We start from the raw sequence: 23456 nt of genomic DNA on the forward strand, positions 1-23456 counted from the left end.
CCGGCGGTGATCCGTATTACCGGCCGGCGCCGGAGGCACCCGGCTCGCGGTAGTGGTGATACGCGTGATGCGCCGCGAAGCCCATTTCGGCGTACAGCGCTCGAGCCGCCTCGTTGTTCTCCTCGACCTGCAGCCAGGCGGCCGAGGCACCCTCGGCCAGGGCCTGGCGGGCGAGCGCGGCCATCACGGCGCTGCCCAGGCCGCGTCTGCGCTGCTCAGGGGCCACTTCGACAGCCGCGAAGCCGGCCCACCGTCCGTCCACGACACACCGTCCGATCGCGGCCGGAGCACCCCCGCCCTCACCCGGGACGGTCGCGAACCACACCGACGGCCCACTGCCCAGCACCTTCAGGGCCACCTCGCTCACCCCCTTGCGCCGATACCGGGCCAGCCAAGTCTCGTCCGCCTGCCGGGACAGCACCACCTGGGCACCCTCTTCCCGGTCGGCCACCGGCGCCAGTGCGCCGATCCACAGTTCGGCGGTCACCTCGCGCACCCAGCCGCGCCGCTCCAGCTCCGCGCACAGCAGTTCCTGCGTGCCCTCGGCGCCGGTCGCGGTCTGGATGTACGCGGGCAGGCCGCGCTCGCCGTACCAGCGTCGTACGGCCTCCAGCGCCGCGTCGAGCGGAAGGCCGGGGTCGCCGAGCGGCAGCACGCTGTTGGCCCGCCGCGTGAAGCCCACCCGTCGCCCGGCCACCGCCCCCCACGGACGCTCCCCCAGAGCTGAACGCCTGGGGGGACCCCCATCGCGCGGAACCTCCTGCACTGCGGCCCGCAGCTCCCACTCGCCCAGCCGCTCGCTCTCCACCGGCCGCCAGGCCCGCGAGACGACATGCGCGAGCTCCTCGTAGGAGGCGGCGGGGCCCCGCCGACGCGCCGGGGCGGCCGGTACGACTTTGCCCGCGACCAGCGAGGATTCCAGAATCCGGACGGCCTCCCCGTTCTTGCGGGTGATCAGCAGCACACCCTTGTCCCATGATGTGAGAACACCCACCGTGTCGGTGAACTTCTCACCCCGTGTTCCAGGTTCGCTCAAGCGCCGTACGGAGACTCGTTTACCCACGTCAGCAGCGGTGATACGGACCTCGAGTCGCCCGGCGGCAGAGATTTCCACAGGTCGGTTCACCCCTCCTGTTCGGATCATGCCCAAGAACGGAGATACTAGGGGCGGGCATCGACGACGCCGCGCTCCCGCGCGCCAGGCGGCGGAGCCTACGGAGGCCCGCCAGCGCCCAATCGAGGAGGAACGACAGCGTGACCTACGTCATCGCGCAGCCTTGTGTCGACGTGAAGGACAAGGCGTGCATCGAAGAGTGCCCGGTCGACTGCATCTACGAGGGCCAGCGGTCCTTGTACATCCACCCGGACGAATGCGTCGACTGTGGTGCCTGTGAGCCGGTCTGCCCGGTCGAGGCGATCTTCTACGAGGACGACACTCCGGAGGAGTGGAAGGACTACTACAAGGCCAACGTCGAGTTCTTCGACGAGCTCGGCTCTCCCGGTGGCGCCAGCAAGCTGGGCCTGATCGAGCGCGACCACCCCCTCATCGCCGCGCTGCCGCCGCAGGCCGAGTAATCCGCAGGCGGCCGAGCAGCCCGCAGCGCGCCGCCTCGGTCCCGTACGGCCCGATCGCCTTGATCACCGCCGTACGGGACCGAGGCGTTTGCCGTACCGACGAAAGTGAGCCAGAACATCGTGTCCGCAGTCTCCGACCGTCTGCCCACCTTTCCCTGGGACAAGCTGGAGCCGTACAAGAAGACGGCCGCGGCCCACCCGGAGGGCATCGTCGACCTGTCCGTCGGCACCCCGGTCGACCCGGTCCCCGAGCTGATCCAGAAGGCCCTGATCGCCGCCGCCGACTCACCGGGCTACCCGACCGTCTGGGGCACGCCGGCACTGCGCGACGCGATCACGGGCTGGCTGGAGCGCCGCCTGGGCGCCCGGGAGGTCACCCACCGCCATGTCCTGCCGATCGTCGGCTCCAAGGAACTGGTGGCCTGGCTCCCCACCCAGCTGGGCCTCGGCCCCGGCGACCGGGTCGCGTACCCCCGTCTGGCCTACCCGACCTACGAGGTCGGCGCCCGCCTGGCCCGCGCCGAGTACGAGGTCTACGACGACCCGGCCGAGCTCGACCCCACGAACCTGAAGCTCCTCTGGCTGAACTCGCCGTCCAACCCCACGGGCCGGGTGCTGGGCAAGGACGAGCTCACCCGGATCGTCGCCTGGGCCCGCGAACACGGCGTCCTGCTGTTCTCCGACGAGTGCTACATCGAGCTGGGCTGGGAGGCCGACCCGGTCTCGGTCCTGCACCCGGACGTCAACGGCGGCTCTTACGAGGGCATCGTCTCGGTCCACTCGCTCTCCAAGCGGTCCAACCTGGCGGGCTACCGCGCGGCCTTCCTGGCCGGCGACCCGGCCGTCCTGGGCCCCCTCCTGGAGATCCGCAAGCACGGCGGAATGATGACCTCGGCGCCCACGCAGGCGGCGGTCGTCGCGGCCCTGTCCGACGACACCCACGTCCGCGAGCAGCGCGAACGCTACGCCGCCCGCCGCACGGCCCTGCGCGACGCCCTGCTGGCCCACGGCTTCCGCATCGAGCACAGCGAGGCCAGCCTGTACCTGTGGGCCACCCGGGACGAGTCCTGCTGGGACACGGTGGCCCGGCTGGCCGAGCGGGGCATCCTGGTCGCCCCCGGCGACTTCTACGGCACGGCGGGCGAGAAGTTCGTCCGCGTGGCCCTGACGGCGACGGACGAGCGCGTGGCGGCCGCGGTGGCGCGGCTGGCGAGCTAGCTCGGCCCGGAAAGCACGGCGCGAAGGGGCCCAGGGAAGTCTCCCTGGGCCCCTTCGCGCCGTCGACGCCGACGTGCCTAGCCGAGCGGCAGGCTGCTCACCGGCAGCGTGGACGTCGGCAGCCCGCCCTTGGTGAGGGAGTCCGTGGGCAGCCCGCCCTTGGTCGCGGTCCCGGCCGTGGCGCCGAGGACGTCCCCGGCGGATCCGGCCGCCCTTCCCGCGGCCTTCTGTGCGGCGGGCGCCACCTTCTTCACGGCCTTGCCGCCGGTCTTGCCCGCGGCCGGCACCGCCTGCTTGACCGCCTGGCCGCCCGCGTCGCCCGCGAGACCGGTGACGTGCTGCGTGGCACCGTCGGCCGTGTTGCCGACCTGCGACCCGTCCAGGGCGGTCAGGCCGCCGAGGTTCGGGGTGGCCGGCAGATCGGCGGCAGCGCTCGCGGAGCCGGCCGCACCGACCCCGGCGGCCGCTCCCGCTGCGACGAGCAGCGCGGCACGGGCGATCCGGCGGGTCAGGGGGAGGGACATGATGCTCCATTCGACGGGAGAGAACGTTGAAGTGTCCGACCGTGTCCGGCAGTTGATCTCCGGGCTCGGACGCAGTGACTACCGCTCGAAGCCCACGAAGGTTGCGGAGCCCAAAGGTAAAGAGTTGGCAACGCATCGCATTATCTGTTGTGGATAAAAACGGGCAAAAGTCACCCGCCGTACGGCTTCGCAGAATCCTTACGGCCCTTTGTTTCCAAGGGCCTTTGCGACCAGGAGAGTGACCGCACGAAAACCTGCGCACACCGCCGCGGCACCACCCGCCGGGTGACCCCCGCGAGTGAACCCCCGTACTACTGCCCGGTCACGATCCGAACGGACCCCGCCGACTTCTCCGCACCCGCGGTCCCCGTCGTACCGGCCGCGCGCCACTGGCTGTCCGTGCTCCCGGCGGACCACACCCGCCCCGCGTACGAGACCCGTGCGATGTGCAGCGCCGAGGAGTTGGCCACCGCCCAGTGGGCCAGCTGCCAGCCGCGCTCCCGCTCGGTCCGCCCGGTCCGGTCGGACTTCGAGCCGTCGGGCACCGGCACGGTCACGGTCCTGCCGTGCGCCTGGGTGGTCATGGTCGGGGACGGATCGGCCGGGGCCGCAGTGCTCACCTCGGCGCCGGCCACCTGGAGCGCGTCGCGCCCGAAGTCCCGTACCAGCGCGGCCCGTACGGCGTCCGGACCGGTCGCCGCCGCCTCGGCGGAGGTGCCCGTCGCGGGGCGTCCCTGGCAGGTCAGCGTGGCCGCCGACTGCCCGGTCAGGGCCGCGGCGAGCAGCTTGGCGTCCGGCTCGTGCTTGGCGTACGCCTCCGGGAAGCCGCTGCGCTGTACCCGCTGCGCGGCCACCGTGAGCGGGAGTTCCGTGTAGTCGGGCACCTTGGCCAGGTGCTCGTAGAAGATGCCCGCCGAGTAGGCCGGGTCCATGATCTGCTTCTCGGTGCCCCAGCCCTGCGAGGGCCGCTGCTGGAACAGGCCCAGCGAGTCCCGGTCGCCGTGCTCGATGTTGCGCAGCCCCGACTCCTGCAGCGAGGTCGCCAGCGCGATGGTCACGGCACGCTCGGGCATGCCGCGCCCGGTACCGACGGCGGCGATCGTCGCCGCGTTCACCGCCTGCTCGGGCGTGAACTCGTACGGGGTCTCGCCGCCTTCGGCCGAGATCACCTTGCAGCCCGGGGCTCCCGTGCCACCCGTGACGTACTGCACCACGAGATAGCCCGCGACGGCCAGCAGGACGACGAAGGCCGCGCCGAAGCGGAAGAGGCGGCCACGACGCTTGGGAGTAGTGGGGGACGGCTCTGGCACCCGTACAAGGTACTGGAGGCCTCCTGGGCCCGGGCGGCGGGTGGGGCGTCGGTGCGGTCCGGTCGGGCCGGGGGAGCGTTAGGGTCGTCACCATGGCCGACACGCTTGACCTCACGCTGGATGCCGCCGCGCTCACCGCGCAGCTGGTCGACTTCCCCTCGGAGAGCGGCACGGAGAAGCCCCTCGCCGACGCGATCGAGGCCGCCCTGCGTGCCCTGCCGCATCTGACCGTCGACCGGTACGGCAACAACGTCGTCGCCAGGACGCAGCTGGGCCGGGCGCAGCGGGTGATCCTGGCCGGCCACATCGACACGGTCCCGATCGCCGACAACGTCCCCTCGCGCCTCGACGCGGACGGCGTCCTGTGGGGCTGCGGCACCTGCGACATGAAGTCCGGCGTGGCCGTCCAGCTGCGCATCGCGGCCACCGTCCCCGCCCCGAACCGCGACCTGACCTTCGTCTTCTACGACAACGAGGAGGTCGCCGCCGACCTGAACGGCCTCAAGCACGTGGCCGAGGCGCACCCCGACTGGCTGGCGGGCGACTTCGCGGTGCTGCTGGAGCCCTCCGACGGCCAGGTCGAGGGCGGCTGCCAGGGCACCCTGCGGGTGCTGCTGAGGACGAAGGGCGAGCGGGCCCACTCGGCTCGCGGCTGGATGGGCTCCAACGCGATCCACGCGGCGGCCCCGATCCTGGCCCGTCTGGCGTCCTACGAACCGCGCTACCCGGTGATCGACGGCCTGGAGTACCGCGAGGGCCTGAACGCGGTGCGCGTCTCCGGCGGGGTGGCGGGCAACGTCATCCCCGACGAGTGCGTGGTGGCGGTCAACTTCCGCTATGCCCCGGACCGCTCCGAGGAGGAGGCGATCGCGCACGTGCACGAGGTCTTCGCGGACTGCGGCGTGGAGGAGTTCGTGGTGGACGACCACAGCGGCGGGGCGCTGCCCGGACTGTCCCACCCGGCCGCGGCGGCCTTCATCGAGGCGGTCGGGGGCACCCCGCAGCCGAAGTACGGCTGGACGGACGTCTCCCGTTTCTCCGCCCTGGGCATCCCGGCGGTCAACTACGGTCCCGGAAACCCTCACTTGGCGCACAAGAGGGACGAAAGGGTCGAAATCGCCAAGATCCTGGCGGGTGAAGAGCGCCTGCGAGCGTGGCTGACGAGCTGAGGCGTACGAAGGGCGTGGGCCCGGCGCTTCATTGCGGACATGCTCACGTCCCCCGTGCGTAACCCGGCTGGATCTACTCTGGCGTGGAAACACCTGCACGCGGAGGGAGCGCACATGGCTACTGGCAACCCCGAGGGCAAGAAGCAGCCACCGGAGGAGCAGCGCCTGGGGCCGGTCCTCCGGCGGCGGGGTCAGGTCACCGCGAGCACGACGGACCAGCGCCTGCTGGACGCGGGCGGCCCGTCCGACTGGGTCCACACGGACCCCTGGCGGGTCCTGCGGATCCAGTCGGAGTTCATCGAGGGCTTCGGCACCCTGGCCGAACTCCCGCCCGCGATCAGCGTGTTCGGCTCGGCGCGCACTCCGGTGGACTCGTCGGAGTACGACGCCGGTGTGCGGCTCGGCCGCGGGCTGGTGGAGGCCGGCTGGGCGGTGATCACCGGTGGCGGTCCCGGCGCGATGGAGGCGGCCAACAAGGGCGCCTGCGAGGCGGGCGGCACCTCGGTCGGCCTCGGCATCGAGCTGCCCTTCGAGCAGGGCCTCAACCCCTATGTCGACATCGGCCTCAACTTCCGGTACTTCTTCGTCCGGAAGATGATGTTCGTGAAGTACGCGCAGGGCTTCGTGGTGCTTCCCGGCGGCCTCGGCACCCTGGACGAACTCTTCGAGGCCCTCACCCTCGTGCAGACCCAGAAGGTCACGCGCTTCCCCATCGTCCTCTTCGGCAGCGAGTACTGGGGCGGACTGGTCACCTGGCTGAGAAGCACCGTGATCACCCAGGGCAAGGCCTCCGAGAAGGACCTGCTCCTCTTCCACGTCACGGACGACGTGGAGGAGGCGGTGGCACTGGTGTCGAAGGAGGCGGCGCGTTAGGTGCGGGCTCGAGGTGAAGTGTAATCTGGGTGTACAGTAGATTAATGTCTGCTACGTATCCCATCGCTGAGGCGAGGGGCAAGCTCGGCGAGCTTGCCCGCCGGGCTGCCCAGCATGAGCACATCACCTTGACAGACCGTGGCATCCCGACCGCCGTGCTCGTCTCTCCGGCGGAACTCGAAGACCTCGAGGATGCTCTGGCACTGGCCCGCCTCGAGCGTGACCGCGCTATGGGGCGCACCGAAGTCCCTGTCCCCCATGCCGAGGCTCGGCGGATACTCCTCGAAGCCGCGGGGAGGAGTACGGAGTGACCTGGGAGGTCCAGTGGGAGCCGGTGGCGCTCGACGAAGCCACCGGTTTCCTCAAGGACGACCCCCAGGGAGTGGACACCCTCCTTCAGGCGACCGACCAACTCGCCGAGGACCCCCGGCCTGAAGGTTCCAGGGCCTGGGGTACCCACCACCGCCGTCTCCACCGCGGCCCTTGGCGCATCCCGTACCGCGTCGACCCGGAGGCGCGGACCCTTCACATCGAACACATCGGGCGCGCGCTCGAGTGAGCGGCAGTGGGGCGTCAGCCCGGGCGGGGAGCGCCTACGCCAACCCCCTGCGCGCGACCGCCGGCGGGCGGTGGCCCGCGATCGACGCCACCATGTCCAGGACCTGCTTCGTCTCGGCCACCTCGTGCACCCGGTACACCTGAGCCCCGAGCCACGCGGACACCGCGGTCGTCGCCAGGGTCCCCAACACCCGCTCCTTCACGGGACGGTCCAACGTCTCCCCGACGAAGTCCTTGTTGGACAGCGACACCAGCACCGGCCACCCCGTGGCCACCATCTCGTCCAGCCGCCGGGTCGCCTCGAGACTGTGCCGCGTGTTCTTCCCGAAGTCGTGACCGGGATCGATCATCACCGACTCACGGGGCACGCCCAGCGCCACCGCACGTTCGGCCAGGCCCACGGTCACCCGGAGAATGTCGGCCACGACGTCGTCGTACGTCACCCGGTGCGGCCGGGTCCGCGGCTCCGCGCCGCCCGCATGCGTGCACACCAGCCCCACCCCGTACCGCGCCGCGACCTGAGCCAGCCCCGGATCGACCCCGCCCCAGGCGTCGTTCAGCAGGTCCGCCCCGGCCTCGCACACGGCCTCCCCGACCTCGGCCCGCCAGGTGTCCACACTGATGATCACGTCGGGGAACCGCCGCCGTACCTCGGCCACGAAGCCGACCGTCCGCCGCGCCTCCTCCTCGGCGGTCACCTCGTCCCCGGGCCCGGCTTTCACTCCGCCGATGTCGATGATCGCGGCTCCTTCGGCCACCGCCTGCTCCACGCGCGCGAGCGCCGGCTCGTCACGGAAGGTCGCCCCCTGGTCGTAGAAGGAGTCGGGGGTCCGGTTCACGATCGCCATGATCACCGGCTCGTGCGGCTCGAATTCCCGCCTGCCCAGCCTGAGCATCGCCTGTGACCTCTTCCAGTGAGTCCTGCTCGTGTCCCGCCCCGCGCCCGCCTGTGACCCTAACTGTCAGACTCGCATGGCACGATCGGAGCGAGAGACTTTCGAGACCGAGTACTACAGAGCGTGGGGACCCAGCGATGGTTATGTTCTTGTTCCTGGTCGTCGCGCTCGCCGTCGTGGTCGCCGCGGTGACACTCGCCGTGGTGGGCGGCGGCGAGGGCGCCACCGGCCCCCTGCCCGAGGTCGCGCCCGAGCGCCTCGAAGACTCGCTGCCCCCGGACCGCCCCGTCGGCCGCGCGGACGTGGAGAGCCTCCGCTTCCCGCTCGCCCCCCGCGGCTACCGCATGGCGGACGTGGACGACGCCCTCGGCCGCCTCGGCGCCGAACTCGCCGAGCGGGACGCCCGAATCGCCGACCTGGAGTCCGCGCTCGCCGGTGCCCAGGCCGCCGCGCACGTCCGGCTGGACAAGCCCGCGCAGGAGGACCAGCGGTGAGCGACGGCACCGCCGTGGCCGGCCCCGACGGCGCGCTGCGCTGCCCCTGGGCGCTGTCCACCGACGACTATGTGACGTACCACGACGAGGAGTGGGGCCGCCCCGTCCACGGCGACGACGCCCTCTACGAGCGCCTCAGTCTGGAGGCCTTCCAGTCGGGCCTGTCGTGGATCACGATCCTGCGCCGCCGCCCCGGCTTCCGGGCCGCCTTCGCCGACTTCAGGATCGAGAAGGTCGCGGTCTTCACGGACGACGACCGCGAACGCCTCCTGGTGGACCCCGGCATCATCCGCAATCGCGCCAAGGTCGACGCCACCCTCGCCAACGCGCGCGTGCTCGCGCAGTGGTCCCCGGGTGAGCTGGACAGCCTGATCTGGTCCCACGCCCCCGACCCGGCCGACCGCCCGGCTCCGAAGTCCCTCTCCGACATCCCCGCGGTCACCCCTGAGTCCACGGCCCTGTCCAAGGCCCTCAAGAAGCGGGGCCTGCGCTTCATAGGCCCGACGACGGCGTACGCGCTGATGCAGGCGTGCGGACTGGTCAACGACCACCTGGAAAGCTGCGCAAGCCGGAACAGCTCGTCCGGCGGTTGAGGGCGAGGCCGTTGCCGCTCAGGCGGAGGCGGGGGTCCGCGGACTGCGGCCCCCGGCACCCGCCCGTCTCGGCCGGCCGCCGTCCGTCACCGGCCCAGATACTTCGGCTTCTCCTTGTTCACGAACGCCTGCACCGCGATGGCGTGGTCCTCGGACCTGCCCGCACGGGTCTGCAGCTCGTCCTCCTTGTCCAGCGTCTCGTCCAGGGAGTGCGTGAGCCCGAAGGCGACCGACGCCTTGAGCGCCGCGTAGGCCACCGTCGGCCCGTCGGCCAGTTTCCGGGCGACCTCCTCGGCCTCGGTCCGCAGCTCGGCGGCCGGCACGAGCCGGTTGGCGATGCCGAGCTCGTACGCGTCCTGCGCGCTGATGTTGCGCGGGAAGAGCAGCAGGTCCGCGGCGCGCGCGGCGCCCACGACCCGCGGCAGCGTCCAGGAGATCCCGGAGTCGGCGGTCAGCGCCACCCCGGCGAACGACGTGTTGAAGGCCGCGGTGTCCGCCACCACCCGGTAGTCCGCCGCCAGCGCGAAGCCGAAGCCCGCCCCGGCCGCGACCCCGTTCACCGCCGCGACCACCGGCTTCGCGGCCCCCGCGAGGGCCCGCACGATCGGGTTGTAGTGCTCCTTCACCGTGGTCATCGTCTGCCCGGCCCCCGTCTCGCGGTCGGCCGCCAGCAGCCCGATGTGCTCCTTGAGGTCCTGGCCCACGCAGAACGCCCGGTCCCCGGCTGCGGTGAGCAGGATCGCCCGCACAGACCCGTCGCCCGCCGCCTCCTGTGCCGCGTCCCTCAGGGCGACCTTGGCCGCGATGTTCAGCGCGTTCATCGCCTCGGGGCGGTTCAGCGTGATCGTCGCGAGCCCGTCGGTCACCTCGTAGAGCACGGTGTCGGCCATGGCGCATCCCCTCTGCTGTGGCGGCTCTGACGTACCGCTCGGTACGCCGATGTCTGAAGGACAGCATGGCGGAGAACACCGTCCACCGGCCGGACCCGACGTGTGACCTGCGTCAAAGAAATCCGCCACGGTTTTCGTCGGCAGATGTCCGTGCGGTGGCGCAGTATCGCAGTCACATCGCCGAATTGAGTGGTTTTGCTCGCGCGCGTTGCCCAAGCGATGCCGACTGATGTTGGTCATCGGGTCCTGAGATGCGGGATAATGGCTTGGAAGCAATGTGTTCGATGCCGGTGTCGCGTGTCCCACACGGATGGCGCGTGCCCTCCAGGGCCGTCGGCAGACGATGAGCTGGTTTCAGGAAGGGGAACGAGCATGGCGGCCATGAAGCCGCGGACGGGCGATGGCCCGCTCGAGGTGACCAAGGAGGGGCGGGGCATCGTCATGCGCGTTCCGCTCGAAGGCGGCGGTCGGCTCGTCGTCGAGCTGACCCCTGACGAGGCCGAGGCGCTCGGCGACGCCCTCAAGAAGGTCGTCGTCTGACGCGCAAGCGACCACACCCTTTCAGCTGCCCCGGCGCCATAAGCGGTGCCGGGGCGGTTCCTTTCCCGGGCGTACGTCCCTCAACCGCACATACCGTCGGGCGCGCGGTCAGCGCTTGACGGCGCACAGCAGGCCGTCGCCCACCGGCAGCAGCGAGGGCACCAGTTCCTGGCTCTCCCGCACCGTCCGCAGCAGCTCGCGCAGCCGCAGCACCTCCGTGGGCTGCGGCCCCGAGTCCACCGTCCGGCCGTTGCCGAAGACGCCCTCGAAGACCACCACACCACCCGGCCGCAGCAGCCGCAACGATTCAGCGAGGTAGTCGAGGTACTCCAGGCGGTCGCCGTCGCAGAAGACGAGGTCGTAGCCGGCGTCCGCGAGCCGGGGCAGTACGTCCAGGGCGCGGCCCGGAATGAAGCGGGCCCGGTTGCTGGCGAAGCCGCAGGCGCGGAAGGCCTGCCGGGCGAACTGCTGGTGCTCCGGCTCGGGGTCCACGGTGGTCAGCACGCCGTCCGGCCGCATGCCGTGCAGCAGATGGATCCCCGACACCCCGCAGCCGGTGCCGATCTCCGCGACCGCCTTGGCGTCCACGGTGGCGGCGAGCAACCGCAGCGCGGCGCCCGTGCCGGGCGCCACCGAGCGCAGGCCCGCCTCCCGGGCCCGATCACGGGCCCAGCGAAGCGCGTCGTCCTCGGCGACAAAGGCGTCGGCGAACGCCCAGCTCGTCTGCCGGTTGCCGGTAATGACCCTCTCCTGTCCCCGTGGTTGCCTGGGCGTGACTGTATCCGTTGCCCCCGGGAACCCGCAGATGGGACCGGGCGTTTAAAGGGATGAGCGAGTGGTGGGGGGACCCGACGGGGGGTAAGGGATGGTTCAGGACGCCGAGCAAGTGCTGACGCAGCCGTATGAGCCGTATCAGCCCAGATCAAATTCTCGTAAAACCGCTTATCCGGAGCTAACGGGCGAGGTGGCTATGGTAGGGGCTCCACTGGACACCACCAGAGCCGACAGGGGAGGTGCGGCTGAGCCCGTGGATCGGGGAGGAGTGCTACGGCGCTTTCTCGGATCAGCAGGCAGGCCGAAATCCGTGAACGACACCGCTGCTGACCCCAGCCAAGCCGCTGGTTCCGCCGCCGGCCTTGCCCAGACCGCGACGTTCTCCACCGACGCGGACGCTCAGGCATGGACTCCGCCCACGTGGGAGGAGATCGTCAGCACGCACAGCGGCCGGGTCTACCGTCTGGCCTACCGCCTCACGGGCAACCAGCACGACGCCGAGGACCTCACCCAGGAGGTCTTCGTCCGTGTCTTCCGCTCCCTGTCGACCTACACGCCGGGCACCTTCGAGGGCTGGCTGCACCGCATCACCACGAACCTGTTCCTGGACATGGTCCGGCGCAAGCAGCGCATCCGCTTCGACTCCCTGGGCGAGGACGCGGCAGAGCGTCTGCCCAGCAAGGAGCCGACCCCGCAGCAGGTGTTCAACGACGCCCACTTCGACGCGGACGTCCAGCAGGCCCTCGACACCCTCGCGCCCGAGTTCCGCGCCGCGGTCGTCCTGTGCGACATCGAAGGACTGTCGTACGAGGAGATCGCCGCGACCCTCGGCGTGAAGCTGGGCACGGTCCGCTCCCGGATCCACCGCGGCCGCTCACAGCTGCGCAAGGCCCTCGCCCACCGCTCCCCGGAGGCCCGGGCCGCCGAGCGGCGCTCGTTCGTGGCCCGCGTGCCCGCACTGGGGGGAGGGGGCGCGCCCGCGTGAGTGGATCACGGCCCAAACCTGCCGAGGCACGCCTCGCAGAGCAGCACCTGGGAGACCGGCTCTCCGCCCTCGTGGACGGGGAACTCGGTCATGAGTCGCGCGACCGCGTCCTGGCCCACCTGGCCACTTGCGCCAAGTGCAAGGCGGAGGCGGACGCCCAGCGCCGGCTGAAGAACGTTTTCGCGGAGGCTGCCCCGCCGCCGCCGTCCGAGAGCTTCCTGGCCCGTCTCCAGGGACTCCCCGCGGGCGGCGACGATGACGACAGCGGGTCGCCGCTGGGCGGCACGGGCCTGTCCGGGCGCACCTCCGACACCGGGGTCTTCGGAGTGAGACGCCCCGACCGGTTCGAGTTCGGCTACGTCCCCGCCACCCACCCCGCACCCTCCGCCGCCGACCGCGGCTTCCGCATCCACCCCGTCGGCCGCCCCGACGCCGACCGGTCCGCCTCGCGCGGGCTGCGGTTCGCGTTCGTCGCGGCCGGGGCGGTGTCCCTGGCCGCGGTCGCGCTGGGCGGCGTGACCACGGGCATCCCGGGCGACACGGCGGCGGACGCCCGCGGTGGCTCCGGCAGCGGCAGCAATGTCACCCCGGCCCGCACCCAGGGCGGCGGACCCGCGTCGGCGCCCGACACCCAGCGCCGCCGTTCGGTCGGACCATTGCTCGCCCAGGGCACGCTGCTCGGGGAGACTCCCGTGGTACCGACCTCGATGTCCGCGCCTCTCGTGCCCGGGGTGCCGTCCCCCGCCGCCGGGCAGGGCCAGGACACCATGCACAAGCTGACCGCGCCCGTCGTGGCCGGCGCGGCCGCCATGTCCCCGTTGATACATCCACTCGGCACGACCCCGCCGGTCGCCCTGACCTCGTGGTCCTCGGCCCCCGAGGTCACCGGCCCCGGCATGCTCGCCGCACCCGTCCCCGACACCACCTCCGCTCCCACTCCCTCCTCCTCGTCCCGCACGGCCCCCTGACCGGCCTCTGCGCGCCGTCCCTCGAACCTGGTTGAATCCGGTGAGGGCCGTGCCCGCGGCGGAGTTTCCGGGCGCGGAGTCGACGTTCCGCGGCCAGCTGTGGGGAGAGCATGAACGAGGGGAAACCGACGAAGCCCGCCAAGGCGAAGTGGTGGAGTCGGCCTCGGCCGCAGGTTCCGGAGGCCGGGGACGCCACGGCCGCGGTTCCGGTGCCGGACGACAGCGAGGGCGACTTCGAACTGGCCCGCCCGGCGCCTCCCGCCGACGGCGACTTCGAGCTCGAGGCGCCCTCGTCTCGGGGTGCCGGGCCGGCCGTGCGGGACGCGGGTTCTCCCGGGCAGGGCGTAGTGGAGCGAGTCGACACACCGCCCGCGCTCGACGCCCAGCCCTCGGCCGAGCCCGCCTCGACTGCGCCCGAGCCCGGCACTCCCGCCGTACCGTCCGCCACCGACCGCCCCAGACCCCTGCACGACCCCGACCCGTACAGCACGCCGCCGTACGGCGAGCCGGGCCCCTGGGCACTCGCTCCGCCGGTCCAGCACCCGGCGACCGCACCGGTGCACGGCACGGAGATGCCCACGTCCGGCCCCGCGCCGGTGCCGCCGCACGCGGCACCGGTGCCTGCCCCGGCGGCCTCCGTGCCCCACGACGCGCCGCTCCCGTCCCCCGCGGCGCAGTCCGGCACCCCGCATCCGGACCCCTGGCACCGCTACGACCCCTGGTCCGCCCAGGCCTCCGCCCACGCCCCTCTCCAGCAGAACGGCGCCGCGGTCCCCACCGAGCAGCAGCGCCGCAAGCGGGCCAGGCGGGCCCTGGTCGGCGGGGCCCTGGTGCTCGCTCTCGTCTCCGGGGGCGTCGGCGGGGCCGTGGGGGCCTATCTGGAGCGCAACGGCGGTGTGGGGGGCATCCAGCTGCCTCAGTCGGGCGAGGTGCCGGCCGGGCGGGCGCCGGACAGCGTGGCCGGGATCGCCGCCCGTGCGCTGCCCAGCGTGGTCACTCTGCATGTGACCGGCACCAACGAGCAGGACACCGGCACGGGCTTCGTGCTCGACGCGCACGGCCACATCCTCACCAACAACCATGTCGTCGAGCCCGCCGCGTCGGGCGGCGAGATATCGGTGACCTTCAGCAGCGGGGACACCGCCAAGGCCAGGATCGTCGGCCGGGACACCGGCTACGACCTTGCCGTCGTGCAGGTGACCGGTGTGCACGGGCTCAAGCCCCTGCCGCTCGGCAACTCCGACAACGTCCGGGTCGGCGACCCCGTCGTCGCCATCGGCGCCCCCTTCGACCTCGCCAACACGGTCACCTCCGGCATCATCAGCGCCAAGGAGCGGCCCATCACGGCCGGCGGGGAGAACGAGGACGGGAGCGACGTGTCCTACGTCGACGCCCTGCAGACCGACGCGCCCATCAACCCCGGCAACTCGGGCGGACCCCTCCTCGACTCGCAGGCCCATGTCATCGGCATCAACTCCGCCATACGGTCCGCCGACAGCGGCTCGGACTCGGCAGACGGCCAGGCCGGCTCCATCGGCCTCGGCTTCGCCATCCCGGTCAACCAGGCCGGGCGGGTCGCCGAGGAACTGATCAACAAGGGGAAGGCGACCCACCCGGTCATCGGGATCACCCTCGACATGGGCTACACGGGCGACGGCGCCCGTATCGGCACCAAGGGCGCCAAGGGCTCAGCCGCGGTCACCACGGGCGGCCCCGGCGACCGGGCCGGACTCCGCTCGGGCGATGTCATCACCGAGGTGGATGGCCGGCCCGTCCACACCGGGGAGGAACTGATCGTGAAGACCCGGGCCCACCGCCCCGGCGACCGGCTGCGGCTGACCGTCGAGCGCGACGGCACGCACAGGTCGGTCTCGCTGGTGCTCGGATCGTCCGACCGCCACTGACAGAAACCTCACAGGTGAAGCCCGGCACATGGCCCCACAAGGCAAACAACGCCAAAAACCGGTGCGCTACACGCACTCGGACACCTCGGGACGGTACCGGTCGGACAGGTACGCCGGGTACCGTGGACCCGGCCCGGACCACGGAACACCAGTGACACAGACCGCCGAGGGCCGAGGACCGAGGACATCGCAAGGAGCTTCAGGTGTTCAATGACATAGGACCGCTCGAGCTGATCACGATCGTCGTGCTCGCCGTGCTCGTCTTCGGTCCGGACAAGCTCCCGAAGGTCATCCAGGACGTCATGCGTACGGTCCGGAAGATCCGAGAGTTCTCGGAGAGCGCCAAGCACGACATCCGCGCCGAGCTGGGCCCGGAGTTCAAGGACTTCGAGTTCGAGGACCTCAACCCCAAGACGTTCATCCGCAAGCAGCTGGACAACGACGAACTGGGGCTGAAGGAGATCCGCAACGGCTTCGACCTGAAGAAGGAGATGGCCGAGGTCACGGACGCGGTTCACAGCCGCGACACGGACTCCTCGTCCTCCTCGTCCTCGTCGTCCGCGTCCGGTGGCCGAATCGACATGACGAAGAAGCCCGAAGACCCCGCCAAGGACGAGCGCCCGCCCTTCGACGCGGACGCCACCTGACCGTCGTACGCCCGTGAACTGCGCGTCCCGGTGCGCCCCCGCGCCGGGACGTGACGCGTTTCATACCGCGCATGCGCCCCGTGCGGCGTGAACCGGCCGCGCGTACGACCCACGCGGCGGGCGGTTTCCCTGCTGCTCGTGGCGGTGTGGCTATGCTGCCGAGTTGTTGTGCGGACCGGACGAGTACGCCCGAAGGGGGGCGGGCCACCCCGGTCCGACGAGAGCGAGGAGGCGTCCGGGCACATGGAGACGACAAGTCGGGCAGTCGCGCAGGCTCCGGATGCGGAGGGTGGCCGGCAGGTCCCCTACGCCCGGCGTACGGTCGACGGCTACCTGCTGGCGCCCTTCCCGTGGTACGGCCTCGACGAGGCCTTCACGGGGCCGCGCTGGCTGATGCAGGTCGGTACGGCGGCCGACGGCGCCGTCGAGCACGGTTCGATCGGGCACGGGGACGAGCCCTCCGTGAAGAACGAGTACGCGGTCGGCTCCGCGACGGAGCCCCGGGAGAAGTTCGCCGTCGTGGTGACCGTCGCGGCGAACCCCTCCCGGCGCAGCGCGGACGGCACGGGCTTCCTGGAGGCCACCACGGTCTCTTCGGCGGCCTGGCTGGCCGGGGTGGGGCTCCTGTCCTTCACCTGGCCCGGCCAGATGGATCACAGCCTCCGTGACGACTGGCTGGAGCAGCAGACCGAGACGGCGTGGGTCCTCGCGGACGACCTCACCGGCCCGGACTGGTCGACCCTGTCCTTGCCGGTCGACGGCGTGCCGACTCCCTTCCACTACCGGGAGTCCGAATTCGGCTGGGTGCTCGCCGGGTCGACGCAGGAGGGGGTGCACGTGGGGGCGTACGGGAGAGGCATGAGCGCGTACGGCCTCGGCTTCGCCGTGATCAAGGACATCTCGGCGTACGCCTAGCCGACAGGGCCCAGCGAAAAGGGGCGCCGCAGCTTTGCGGCGCCCCTCGTCACAGGGCTGGAGAAGACCCTAGAACTTGTTCTTCGGGGTGATCCCCAGCGACAGCCCGGAAAGGCCGCGCTGGCGTCCGCCGAGCTTGCCCGCGATCGCCCGCAGTGCCGCGCCCGCCGCGGAGTCGGGGTCGGTCAGGACGACCGGCTTGCCCTCGTCGCCGCCCTCGCGCAGGCGGACGTCGATCGGGATGTTGCCGAGGACGGGGACGGTCGTGCCCGTGGTGCGGGACAGGCCGTCGGCCACCAGTTGGCCGCCGCCCGTGCCGAAGACGTCGACCATCTCGCCGCAGTGCGGGCAGGGCAGGCCGGACATGTTCTCGACCACACCGACGATCTTCTGGTGGGTCTGGACGGCGATGGAGCCGGCGCGCTCGGCGACCTCCGCGGCGGCCTGCTGCGGGGTCGTCACGACCAGGATCTCCGCGTTCGGGATCAGCTGGGCGACCGAGATGGCGATGTCGCCCGTGCCGGGCGGCAGGTCGAGCAGCAGCACGTCCAGGTCGCCCCAGTACACGTCGGCCAGGAACTGCTGGAGCGCGCGGTGGAGCATCGGACCGCGCCAGACGACCGGGGCGTTGCCCGGGGTGAACATGCCGATCGAGATGACCTTCACACCGTTCGCGGACGGCGGCATGATCATGTTCTCGACCTGGGTCGGACGGCCGTCCGCGCCCAGCATGCGCGGCACGCTGTGGCCGTAGATGTCGGCGTCGACCACGCCCACCTTCAGGCCGTCCGCGGCCATCGCCGCCGCCAGGTTCACCGTCACCGAGGACTTGCCGACGCCGCCCTTGCCGGAGGCGACCGCGTACACCCGGGTCAGGTTGCCCGGCTTGGCGAAGGGGACCTCGCGCTCGGCCTGGCCGCCGCGCAGGGCGCTGGCCAGCTCCTTGCGCTGCTCGTCGCTCATGACGTCCAGCGTGACGTCGACGCGGGTGACGCCCTCGACCCGGGAGACCGCGTCCGTCACGCGCTGCGTGATCGTCTCGCGCATCGGGCAGCCGGAGACCGTCAGGTACACGGTGACCGCGACCGCCCCGTCCGCTCCGATCTCCACCGACTTGACCATCCCCAGTTCGGTGATGGGGCGGTTGATCTCGGGGTCGTTCACCGTCGCCAGTGCCTCGCGCACCGCGTCTTCCGTAGCCATAAGGACGATGGTACGGCGATCCGAGGGGCGTCCGGGTAGTCCCTCAGCGGTCTTCTGCGTCACGCCCCGCCGACCGGTCTGTCCGTTCTGCCGGGAATACGGGGTGCCCGTCGTGGTGCCGCCGCTGCTCCAGGTCCTTGATGACGTCCTGCAGCTCGGAGCGGATCCAGTCGCGGGTCGCCACCTCGCCCAGGCCCATGCGCAGGGCGGCGATCTCCCGGGTGAGGTATTCGGTGTCCGCGATGGACCGCTCGTTCTGCTTGCGGTCCTGTTCGAGGTTGACGCGGTCGCGGTCGTCCTGCCGGTTCTGCGCGAGCAGGATCAGCGGGGCCGCGTAAGAGGCCTGGAGGGACAGCATCAGGGTCAGGAAGATGAAGGGGTAGTTGTCGAAGCGCAGGGCAGCAGGCGCGGTGATGTTCCACAGCACCCACAGCACGATGACGACCGTCATCCAGACGATGAAGCGTCCGGTGCCCAGGAAGCGCGCGATCTTCTCCGACAGCCGTCCGAAGGCCTCCGGGTCCCACTCGGGCATGATCCGGCGCCGCGGCGGCCGCGGCTGGTCGAGCCGGGGCGTGCGCGGCCGGGTGGCGGCGGTGGCGCCGACCGGGGTGCGCTCGCGGGCGGCGCTCTCGCGCTCAGGAACCATGCGCACTCGCCCCCTGGTCCGCTCCCGTTCCCTGGTCCGCTCCCGTTCCCTCTTCGGTCTCCTCGTCCAGGTGGAACTCCGTCTCGCGCCAGTCGTCGGGGAGCATGTGGTCCAGTACGTCGTCCACGGTCACCGCGCCGAGCAGTGACCCGGACTCGTCGACCACGGGCGCCGCCACCATGTCGTACGTGGCGAAGAACCCGGCGATGATCGGCAGGGTGGCCTCGGGGTCGAGCGTCTGCAGGTCGTCGTCGACCAGGGAGCTGACCAGGGTGTACGGCGGGTCGCGCAGCAGGCGCTGGAAGTGGACCGTGCCCAGGTACTTGCCGGTCGGTGTCTCGTCGGGCGGGCGGCAGACGTAGACCTGGGCGGCGAGGGCGGGGGACAGGTCCGGGTTGCGCACGCGGGCGAGTGCGTCGGCGACGGTCGCGTCCGGGCGCAGCACGATGGGCTCGGTGGTCATGAGGCCACCGGCGGTGTGTTCCTCGTACGACATCAGGCGCCGCATGTCGGCCGCGTCGGAGGGCTGCATCAGGCTCAGCAGCCGTTCCTTGTCGGCCTCCGGGAGCTCGGACAGCAGGTCGGCCGCGTCGTCCGGGTCCATGGCCTCGAGGACGTCCGCGGCGCGCTCCTCCTTCAGCTTGCCGAGGATCTCGATCTGGTCGTCCTCGGGGAGCTCCTCGAGGACATCGGCGAGGCGGTCGTCGTCGAGGGCGGCGGCGACCTCGGCGCGCCGCTTGGGGGAGAGGTGGTGCAGGACGTTGGCGAGGTCGGCGGGGCGCAGCTGCTCGAAGGTGGCGAGCAGGCTCTCGGCGCCCTGCCCGTGCTCCTCGAGGGAGAACCCGGTGACGGCGGACCACTCGACGGTGAGCGTCTCCCCCTTGGCGCGCCGGAAGGCGCTGCCCTTCTTCCCCTTGCGGACGAAGACCCGGTCGACCTCCCAGTCCCGGCGGGCCGGCAGCTGCTGCACGGACACGTCCAGGACGGTGACCTCCTCGTCGGTTTCGACGAGCTTGACGCGCCGGTCGAGCAGTTCTCCGAAGACGAGCCGCTCGGTGGGCCGGCGCTCGAAGCGGCGGACGTTGAGCACGCCGGTGGCGATGACCTCGCCGGACTCGATACTGGTCACCCGGGTCATGGGCAGGAAGATGCGGCGCCGGGTGGTCAGTTCCACGACCAGCCCGAGCAGCCGCGGGGGACGTCGTCCGACCCGGAGGATGACCACCAGGTCGCGCACGCGGCCCACCAGGTCTCCGTTCGGATCGAAGACGGGGACACCGGCGAGATGCGAGACGAAGATCCGGGGGGCGCCGGCTGCCATGACTGTGCTCCCTTTACGTACAGGAGTGCTGTGGATCGCGTTCCTTTCCCGAATTGCCCGCTCGGTGGGCTTCAGGCTAGCCCGTCCTGATCGGGCACGCCCTGGTGAGCGGTCCGGACGGACTGGCTCCGCCTGGCGGTGCGGCCCCGGGTACGCTGCGGTACGCCGCTCAGGACCCGTCAGAAAGGCAGCCCCACCTGTGACTGCGATTTCCCAGGGCCGTATCCGCCGCGCCGTGCTCGTGAGCGCGACGTGCGCACTGGTGATGACGGGAACGGCGGCGCTCGCGGCGTGCAACGAGGATCCGGACGCGGGCACCAACGGGGTGGGCAAGCTGTCCGCGGCGAAGATCCAGAGCAAGACCAAGGCGGCCGCGGATTCCGTGGACACGGTGCGGCTGTCCGGAACGGTCGTCACCCGCGGGCACACGTACCGGCTCGACATGCGCCTGAAGTCGCAGGGCGGCATCGGGTCGGTCACCTCGGAGGGGACGACCTTCCATGTCCTGCGGATCGGTTCGCAGCTGTATCTGAAGGCCGACGCGGACTTCTGGCGCCACGCGGACGACGCCGGCGGCAAGGGCGGGGACACGGCGGCCGCGGACAAGCTCGACGGCAAGTACGTGAAGGTGCCGCAGGGCGATCCCGCGTACAAGAAGTTCAGCGGCTTCACGGACAAGACCGTCCTCCTCGACGGCCTGCTGACCCTGCACGGCGCGCTGGCCACGGACGGGCACCGCGAACAGTCGGGCACCCGCACCATCCGCATCACCGGCGACAAGGGCTCCGGCGGCACGCTGGACGTCTCCCTGGAGGGCAAGCCGTACCCACTCCGCCTGGTCCGGGGCGGCGGCGCGGGGACACTCAGCTTCTCCGACTGGGGCAAGGACTTCGCTGTGACCCAACCCCCGAAGAACGAGACCGTCGACTACGGGAAGCAGCTTCCAACCTCGTAGGGCGGCAGGACCGGCACCGACCAAGTCGCACGACGACGGCGCTGCTTGAGCTTGCGCCGCTTTGTCAGGAGCTGCGGCTGGGGTCTGGGGTTCGCGTCGCTCATCAAGGCGGCGTGGAGGCCGAATGGGATCGGCGGGCGGCGCGCCGGACAGCACACCGGCATTCACGGGCCCGGGGGTTTGTCGGCGTCTTGGCCGCGGCGACGTTACTTCCGCTCGCGCCGCATTGTGACGAGCCGTGGGAGTGCGGCGGCGATCAGGCGGCGGGCGGTGGCCGGGGAGGGCGGGGGACCCGGGCCGGGCGGGCCTCGGGTAGCGGCGCCGCGGAGCCTGCGGGGTCCGGGGCGGGATGCCGTTGGGGAGCGCCGTTGTCGATCCCGCGGGCGCCGGGCGGTGCGTGCGGTGCTTGGGCCGAGGGGTGGTCGTCGCGTCGCCGCGGTGGCATTGCGAGCTCGCGTCGCTCACCGAGGCGGGCGCGGGAGGACGACGGGGACAGGTCGGCGGGCCAGGCAGCACACCGGCCTTCACACTCGGCGGTTGGCCGTCGCGTTGGTGCGGCGGTGCCAGTGCTTGCTTCGCTCTGCCGAGCCGCGAGCGGCCGGTAGGTACCGGTAGGTATCGGTCGCCGTCAGGCACAGCACCGGCGCTCACGGCCCGGCGGCGGAGTTACTTGCGCTTGCGTCGCTTTGTGAGGAGGCGGGGGAGTGCCGCGGGGATCGGGTGGCGGGTGGTGGCCGGGGACGACAGGGGGGCCTGGGCCAGGTTGGTGTCGGGGAGAGGGGTCGTGGAGCCCGTCGGGGTAAGGCGCAGCACCCGGCACTCGCGGGCCCAGCGGGCGGTCATCGCCTCGCCGTCCGGTGCGTTCAGGCGCTTGCCCTTGAGCTCGGCCACCGCGGCCTCCCACTCGGCGGAGCCGGACGGCAGCTCGGACACGGACGCCGTCCAGGAGACGAGCCGGCCGCCCTTGTCCTTGCTGCGCACGGTCACCTCGGCGGAGCCCCCGTCGGCCAGCCCGGGCAGCGGCTGCTCCCCGGGACCGTCACCGACCAGGCACACCGCACCCTCGTGCCACACGTGCCAGAGCGCACGGGCGGCCGGGGCGCCGGTGCCCTTGACCCAGATGAGGCCGGACTTCTTCGTGGCCTCCTCGACGAGGGCCTGGTCGAGCAGCTCGCTTGTCATGCGCTCAGCCTATCCGCGCGCCCCGCCGCCGCGGCCGCCCTCACAGCCAGCCGTTGCGCTTCAGCGTCCGGTGGATGCCCAGACACAGGACCACCGTGATGCCCATGATCACCGGGTAGCCGTACTTCCAGTGCAGCTCGGGCATGTACTTGAAGTTCATGCCGTACACCCCGCACACCATCGTCGGCACGGCGATGATCGCCGCCCAGGCCGTGATCTTGCGCATGTCCTCGTTCTGCGCGACCGAGGCCTGCGCGAGGTTGGCCTGGAGGATGGAGTTGAGAAGCTCGTCGAAGCCCAGCACCTGCTCCTGGACGCGGGCGAGGTGGTCGGCGACGTCCCGGAAGTACTTCTGGATGTCCGGGTCGACCAACCGCATCGGGCGCTCGCTCAGCAGCTGCATCGGCCGCAGGAGCGGCGAGACCGCGCGCTTGAACTCCAGCACCTCACGCTTGAGCTGGTAGATCCGCGCCGAGTCCACACCACGCGACACCCCGCCCTTGCGGCCGGGCGAGAAGACCTCGGTCTCCACCTCGTCGATGTCGTCCTGCACCGCGTCCGCGACCGCGATGTAGCCGTCGACGACGTGGTCGGCGATGGCGTGCAGCACGGCCGAGGGACCCTTGGCGAGCAACTCGGGGTCGTCCTCGAGGCGGTGGCGCAGCGCCCGCAGCGAGCCCTGCCCGCCGTGCCGGACGGTGATGAAGAAGTCCCGGCCGGTGAAGCACATGACCTCACCGGTCTCCACGACCTCGCTGTTGGCGGTCAGCCGGTCGTGCTCGACGTAGTGGATGGTCTTGAAGACGGTGAAGAGGGAGTCGTCATAGCGCTCCAGCTTCGGGCGCTGGTGCGCCTGCACCGCGTCCTCGACGGCCAGCGGGTGCAGCCCGAACTCGCTCGCGATACCGGCGAATTCCGCCTCGGTCGGCTCGTGCAGACCGATCCACACGAACCCGCCGTCACGGCGCACCAGCCGCATCGCCTCCTGCGGGGTCATCGGCTTGGCGCTCTCGATCCGGGCGCCGTCGCGGTAGACCGCGCAGTCGACGACGGCCGAGGGCGTCGAGGGGTCGCGAGTGGTGTCGTACGCGCCCGTGTCCATTCGCAGGCTGCTCTTGCGCAGCGAGGGACGGGAGGGACGGACCACGGCACGCAGGTCGCGGATCATCGACATGGCAGGCTCCTTCGCAACGAGCAGCGAGGCGCGCAAGGGCCGCTGCGGCGGGTGGAACTGCCCGGAATGGGGACGTCCGTGCTGCGTGATGTTTGGCACGTCCACAAAGCGGGGAGCACCGCTCCGTCGCGGTGGCGGG

The 23456-nt window shown here is 71.4% G+C and carries 26 protein-coding genes; 15 read left to right on the forward strand and 11 right to left on the reverse strand.

The features are described 5' to 3' along the window. Positions 1-16 precede the first annotated feature (16 nt). The gene (locus tag Q8A52_RS09535) at positions 17-1114 is read right to left on the reverse strand and encodes a GNAT family N-acetyltransferase (RefSeq protein WP_316748102.1); all 1098 of its coding nucleotides are present in this window, start codon (positions 1112-1114) and stop codon (positions 17-19) included. 140 nt (positions 1115-1254) lie between these two features. Here Q8A52_RS09535 and fdxA point away from each other — a divergent pair, with 140 nt between their 5' ends. Further along, positions 1255-1575 carry a ferredoxin gene (gene fdxA, locus Q8A52_RS09540; protein ID WP_263212261.1) on the forward strand — a complete coding sequence of 107 codons (321 nt, stop codon included), beginning with the start codon at positions 1255-1257 and terminating at the stop codon, positions 1573-1575. Between the two features lie 120 nt (positions 1576-1695). Continuing rightward, the gene (locus Q8A52_RS09545; RefSeq protein ID WP_316748106.1) at positions 1696-2793 is read left to right on the forward strand and encodes a bifunctional succinyldiaminopimelate transaminase/glutamate-prephenate aminotransferase; all 1098 of its coding nucleotides are present in this window, start codon (positions 1696-1698) and stop codon (positions 2791-2793) included. Positions 2794-2870: 77 nt separating this feature from the next. On the opposite strand, the gene Q8A52_RS09550 is transcribed toward Q8A52_RS09545, so the two are convergent. Beyond that, positions 2871-3317, reverse strand: coding sequence for an ATP-binding protein (locus tag Q8A52_RS09550; protein ID WP_316748108.1), 447 nt, complete (start codon positions 3315-3317; stop codon positions 2871-2873). A 311-nt stretch (positions 3318-3628) separates the two neighbouring features. Next, positions 3629-4627 (reverse strand): heavy metal transporter, encoded by a 999-nt coding sequence (locus Q8A52_RS09555; RefSeq protein ID WP_316748110.1) that lies wholly within the window; start codon positions 4625-4627, stop codon positions 3629-3631. 92 nt (positions 4628-4719) lie between these two features. Between Q8A52_RS09555 and dapE the strand changes: the two genes are divergently transcribed. The 4 genes from dapE to Q8A52_RS09575 all read left to right on the forward strand — a co-directional run bounded on the left by dapE (position 4720) and on the right by Q8A52_RS09575 (position 7228). Then, on the forward strand, positions 4720-5796 hold the full coding sequence (gene dapE / locus Q8A52_RS09560) for a succinyl-diaminopimelate desuccinylase (RefSeq protein ID WP_316748112.1): 1077 nt from the start codon (positions 4720-4722) through the stop codon (positions 5794-5796). Positions 5797-5910: 114 nt separating this feature from the next. Beyond that, entirely contained in the window at positions 5911-6669 is a 759-nt protein-coding gene (locus Q8A52_RS09565; protein ID WP_316748114.1) for an LOG family protein, read from the forward strand. Between the two features lie 44 nt (positions 6670-6713). After that, positions 6714-6980: a type II toxin-antitoxin system prevent-host-death family antitoxin gene (locus Q8A52_RS09570; protein WP_316748116.1), complete on the forward strand. Its 267-nt coding sequence runs from the start codon at positions 6714-6716 to the stop codon at positions 6978-6980. Continuing rightward, the gene (locus tag Q8A52_RS09575; RefSeq protein ID WP_316748118.1) at positions 6977-7228 is read left to right on the forward strand and encodes a type II toxin-antitoxin system RelE family toxin; all 252 of its coding nucleotides are present in this window, start codon (positions 6977-6979) and stop codon (positions 7226-7228) included. The genes Q8A52_RS09570 and Q8A52_RS09575 overlap by 4 nt, the downstream gene beginning before the upstream one ends. A gap of 34 nt (positions 7229-7262) precedes the next feature. Here Q8A52_RS09575 and folP read toward each other — a convergent pair whose 3' ends face one another. Next, positions 7263-8123: a dihydropteroate synthase gene (gene folP, locus Q8A52_RS09580; RefSeq protein WP_316748120.1), complete on the reverse strand. Its 861-nt coding sequence runs from the start codon at positions 8121-8123 to the stop codon at positions 7263-7265. 137 nt (positions 8124-8260) lie between these two features. Here folP and Q8A52_RS09585 point away from each other — a divergent pair, with 137 nt between their 5' ends. Together Q8A52_RS09585 and Q8A52_RS09590 are read left to right on the forward strand one after the other, a co-directional pair. Beyond that, the gene (locus Q8A52_RS09585) at positions 8261-8617 is read left to right on the forward strand and encodes a DivIVA domain-containing protein (RefSeq protein WP_316748122.1); all 357 of its coding nucleotides are present in this window, start codon (positions 8261-8263) and stop codon (positions 8615-8617) included. Beyond that, complete coding sequence (locus Q8A52_RS09590; protein ID WP_316748124.1) at positions 8614-9210, forward strand: DNA-3-methyladenine glycosylase I; 597 nt, start codon at positions 8614-8616, stop codon at positions 9208-9210. The genes Q8A52_RS09585 and Q8A52_RS09590 overlap by 4 nt, the downstream gene beginning before the upstream one ends. Positions 9211-9296: 86 nt before the next feature. On the opposite strand, the gene chcB is transcribed toward Q8A52_RS09590, so the two are convergent. Continuing rightward, the gene (gene chcB / locus Q8A52_RS09595; protein WP_316748125.1) at positions 9297-10100 is read right to left on the reverse strand and encodes a 2-cyclohexenylcarbonyl CoA isomerase; all 804 of its coding nucleotides are present in this window, start codon (positions 10098-10100) and stop codon (positions 9297-9299) included. A 372-nt stretch (positions 10101-10472) separates the two neighbouring features. Here chcB and Q8A52_RS09600 point away from each other — a divergent pair, with 372 nt between their 5' ends. Continuing rightward, positions 10473-10640 (forward strand): DUF3117 domain-containing protein, encoded by a 168-nt coding sequence (locus Q8A52_RS09600; RefSeq protein ID WP_018544333.1) that lies wholly within the window; start codon positions 10473-10475, stop codon positions 10638-10640. A 108-nt stretch (positions 10641-10748) separates the two neighbouring features. Here Q8A52_RS09600 and Q8A52_RS09605 read toward each other — a convergent pair whose 3' ends face one another. Next, positions 10749-11447 (reverse strand): O-methyltransferase, encoded by a 699-nt coding sequence (locus Q8A52_RS09605; RefSeq protein ID WP_316748745.1) that lies wholly within the window; start codon positions 11445-11447, stop codon positions 10749-10751. Between the two features lie 235 nt (positions 11448-11682). On the opposite strand from Q8A52_RS09605, the gene sigE reads away from it, so the two are divergent. From sigE to Q8A52_RS09630, 5 genes are all read left to right on the forward strand, one after another. Next, positions 11683-12399, forward strand: a complete 717-nt coding sequence (gene sigE / locus Q8A52_RS09610; protein WP_316748747.1) for an RNA polymerase sigma factor SigE — start codon at positions 11683-11685, stop codon at positions 12397-12399. Then, on the forward strand, positions 12396-13367 hold the full coding sequence (locus Q8A52_RS09615; RefSeq protein ID WP_316748147.1) for an anti-sigma factor family protein: 972 nt from the start codon (positions 12396-12398) through the stop codon (positions 13365-13367). The genes sigE and Q8A52_RS09615 overlap by 4 nt, the downstream gene beginning before the upstream one ends. A gap of 110 nt (positions 13368-13477) precedes the next feature. Then, positions 13478-15271 (forward strand): trypsin-like peptidase domain-containing protein, encoded by a 1794-nt coding sequence (locus Q8A52_RS09620; RefSeq protein WP_316748149.1) that lies wholly within the window; start codon positions 13478-13480, stop codon positions 15269-15271. A 203-nt stretch (positions 15272-15474) separates the two neighbouring features. Then, a complete protein-coding gene (locus tag Q8A52_RS09625; protein ID WP_316748151.1) occupies positions 15475-15918 on the forward strand; it encodes a sec-independent translocase in 444 nt (147 codons plus the stop codon). Positions 15919-16161: 243 nt separating this feature from the next. Further along, positions 16162-16833: a hypothetical protein gene (locus Q8A52_RS09630; RefSeq protein WP_316748153.1), complete on the forward strand. Its 672-nt coding sequence runs from the start codon at positions 16162-16164 to the stop codon at positions 16831-16833. Between the two features lie 69 nt (positions 16834-16902). On the opposite strand, the gene Q8A52_RS09635 is transcribed toward Q8A52_RS09630, so the two are convergent. Genes Q8A52_RS09635 through Q8A52_RS09645 form a run of 3 tightly spaced genes read right to left on the reverse strand, consistent with a single transcriptional unit; the run spans position 16903 to position 20006 of the window. Then, on the reverse strand, positions 16903-18036 hold the full coding sequence (locus Q8A52_RS09635; protein ID WP_316748154.1) for an Mrp/NBP35 family ATP-binding protein: 1134 nt from the start codon (positions 18034-18036) through the stop codon (positions 16903-16905). 43 nt (positions 18037-18079) lie between these two features. Continuing rightward, on the reverse strand, positions 18080-18685 hold the full coding sequence (locus Q8A52_RS09640) for a DUF1003 domain-containing protein (RefSeq protein ID WP_316748156.1): 606 nt from the start codon (positions 18683-18685) through the stop codon (positions 18080-18082). Beyond that, complete coding sequence (locus tag Q8A52_RS09645) at positions 18675-20006, reverse strand: magnesium transporter MgtE N-terminal domain-containing protein (protein WP_316748158.1); 1332 nt, start codon at positions 20004-20006, stop codon at positions 18675-18677. The genes Q8A52_RS09640 and Q8A52_RS09645 overlap by 11 nt, the downstream gene beginning before the upstream one ends. 199 nt (positions 20007-20205) lie before the next feature. Here Q8A52_RS09645 and Q8A52_RS09650 point away from each other — a divergent pair, with 199 nt between their 5' ends. Then, positions 20206-20961, forward strand: coding sequence for a hypothetical protein (locus Q8A52_RS09650; RefSeq protein WP_316748160.1), 756 nt, complete (start codon positions 20206-20208; stop codon positions 20959-20961). 666 nt (positions 20962-21627) lie between these two features. Here the strand turns inward: Q8A52_RS09650 and Q8A52_RS09655 are convergent. Both Q8A52_RS09655 and Q8A52_RS09660 read right to left on the reverse strand, forming a co-directional pair. Continuing rightward, positions 21628-22143 carry a hypothetical protein gene (locus Q8A52_RS09655; protein ID WP_316748162.1) on the reverse strand — a complete coding sequence of 172 codons (516 nt, stop codon included), beginning with the start codon at positions 22141-22143 and terminating at the stop codon, positions 21628-21630. 40 nt (positions 22144-22183) lie between these two features. Continuing rightward, complete coding sequence (locus tag Q8A52_RS09660) at positions 22184-23317, reverse strand: magnesium and cobalt transport protein CorA (protein WP_316748164.1); 1134 nt, start codon at positions 23315-23317, stop codon at positions 22184-22186. Positions 23318-23456: the final 139 nt, after the last annotated feature.

It is taken from the genome of Streptomyces herbicida, assembly GCF_032656585.1.
GTDB lineage: Bacteria > Actinomycetota > Actinomycetes > Streptomycetales > Streptomycetaceae > Streptomyces > Streptomyces herbicida.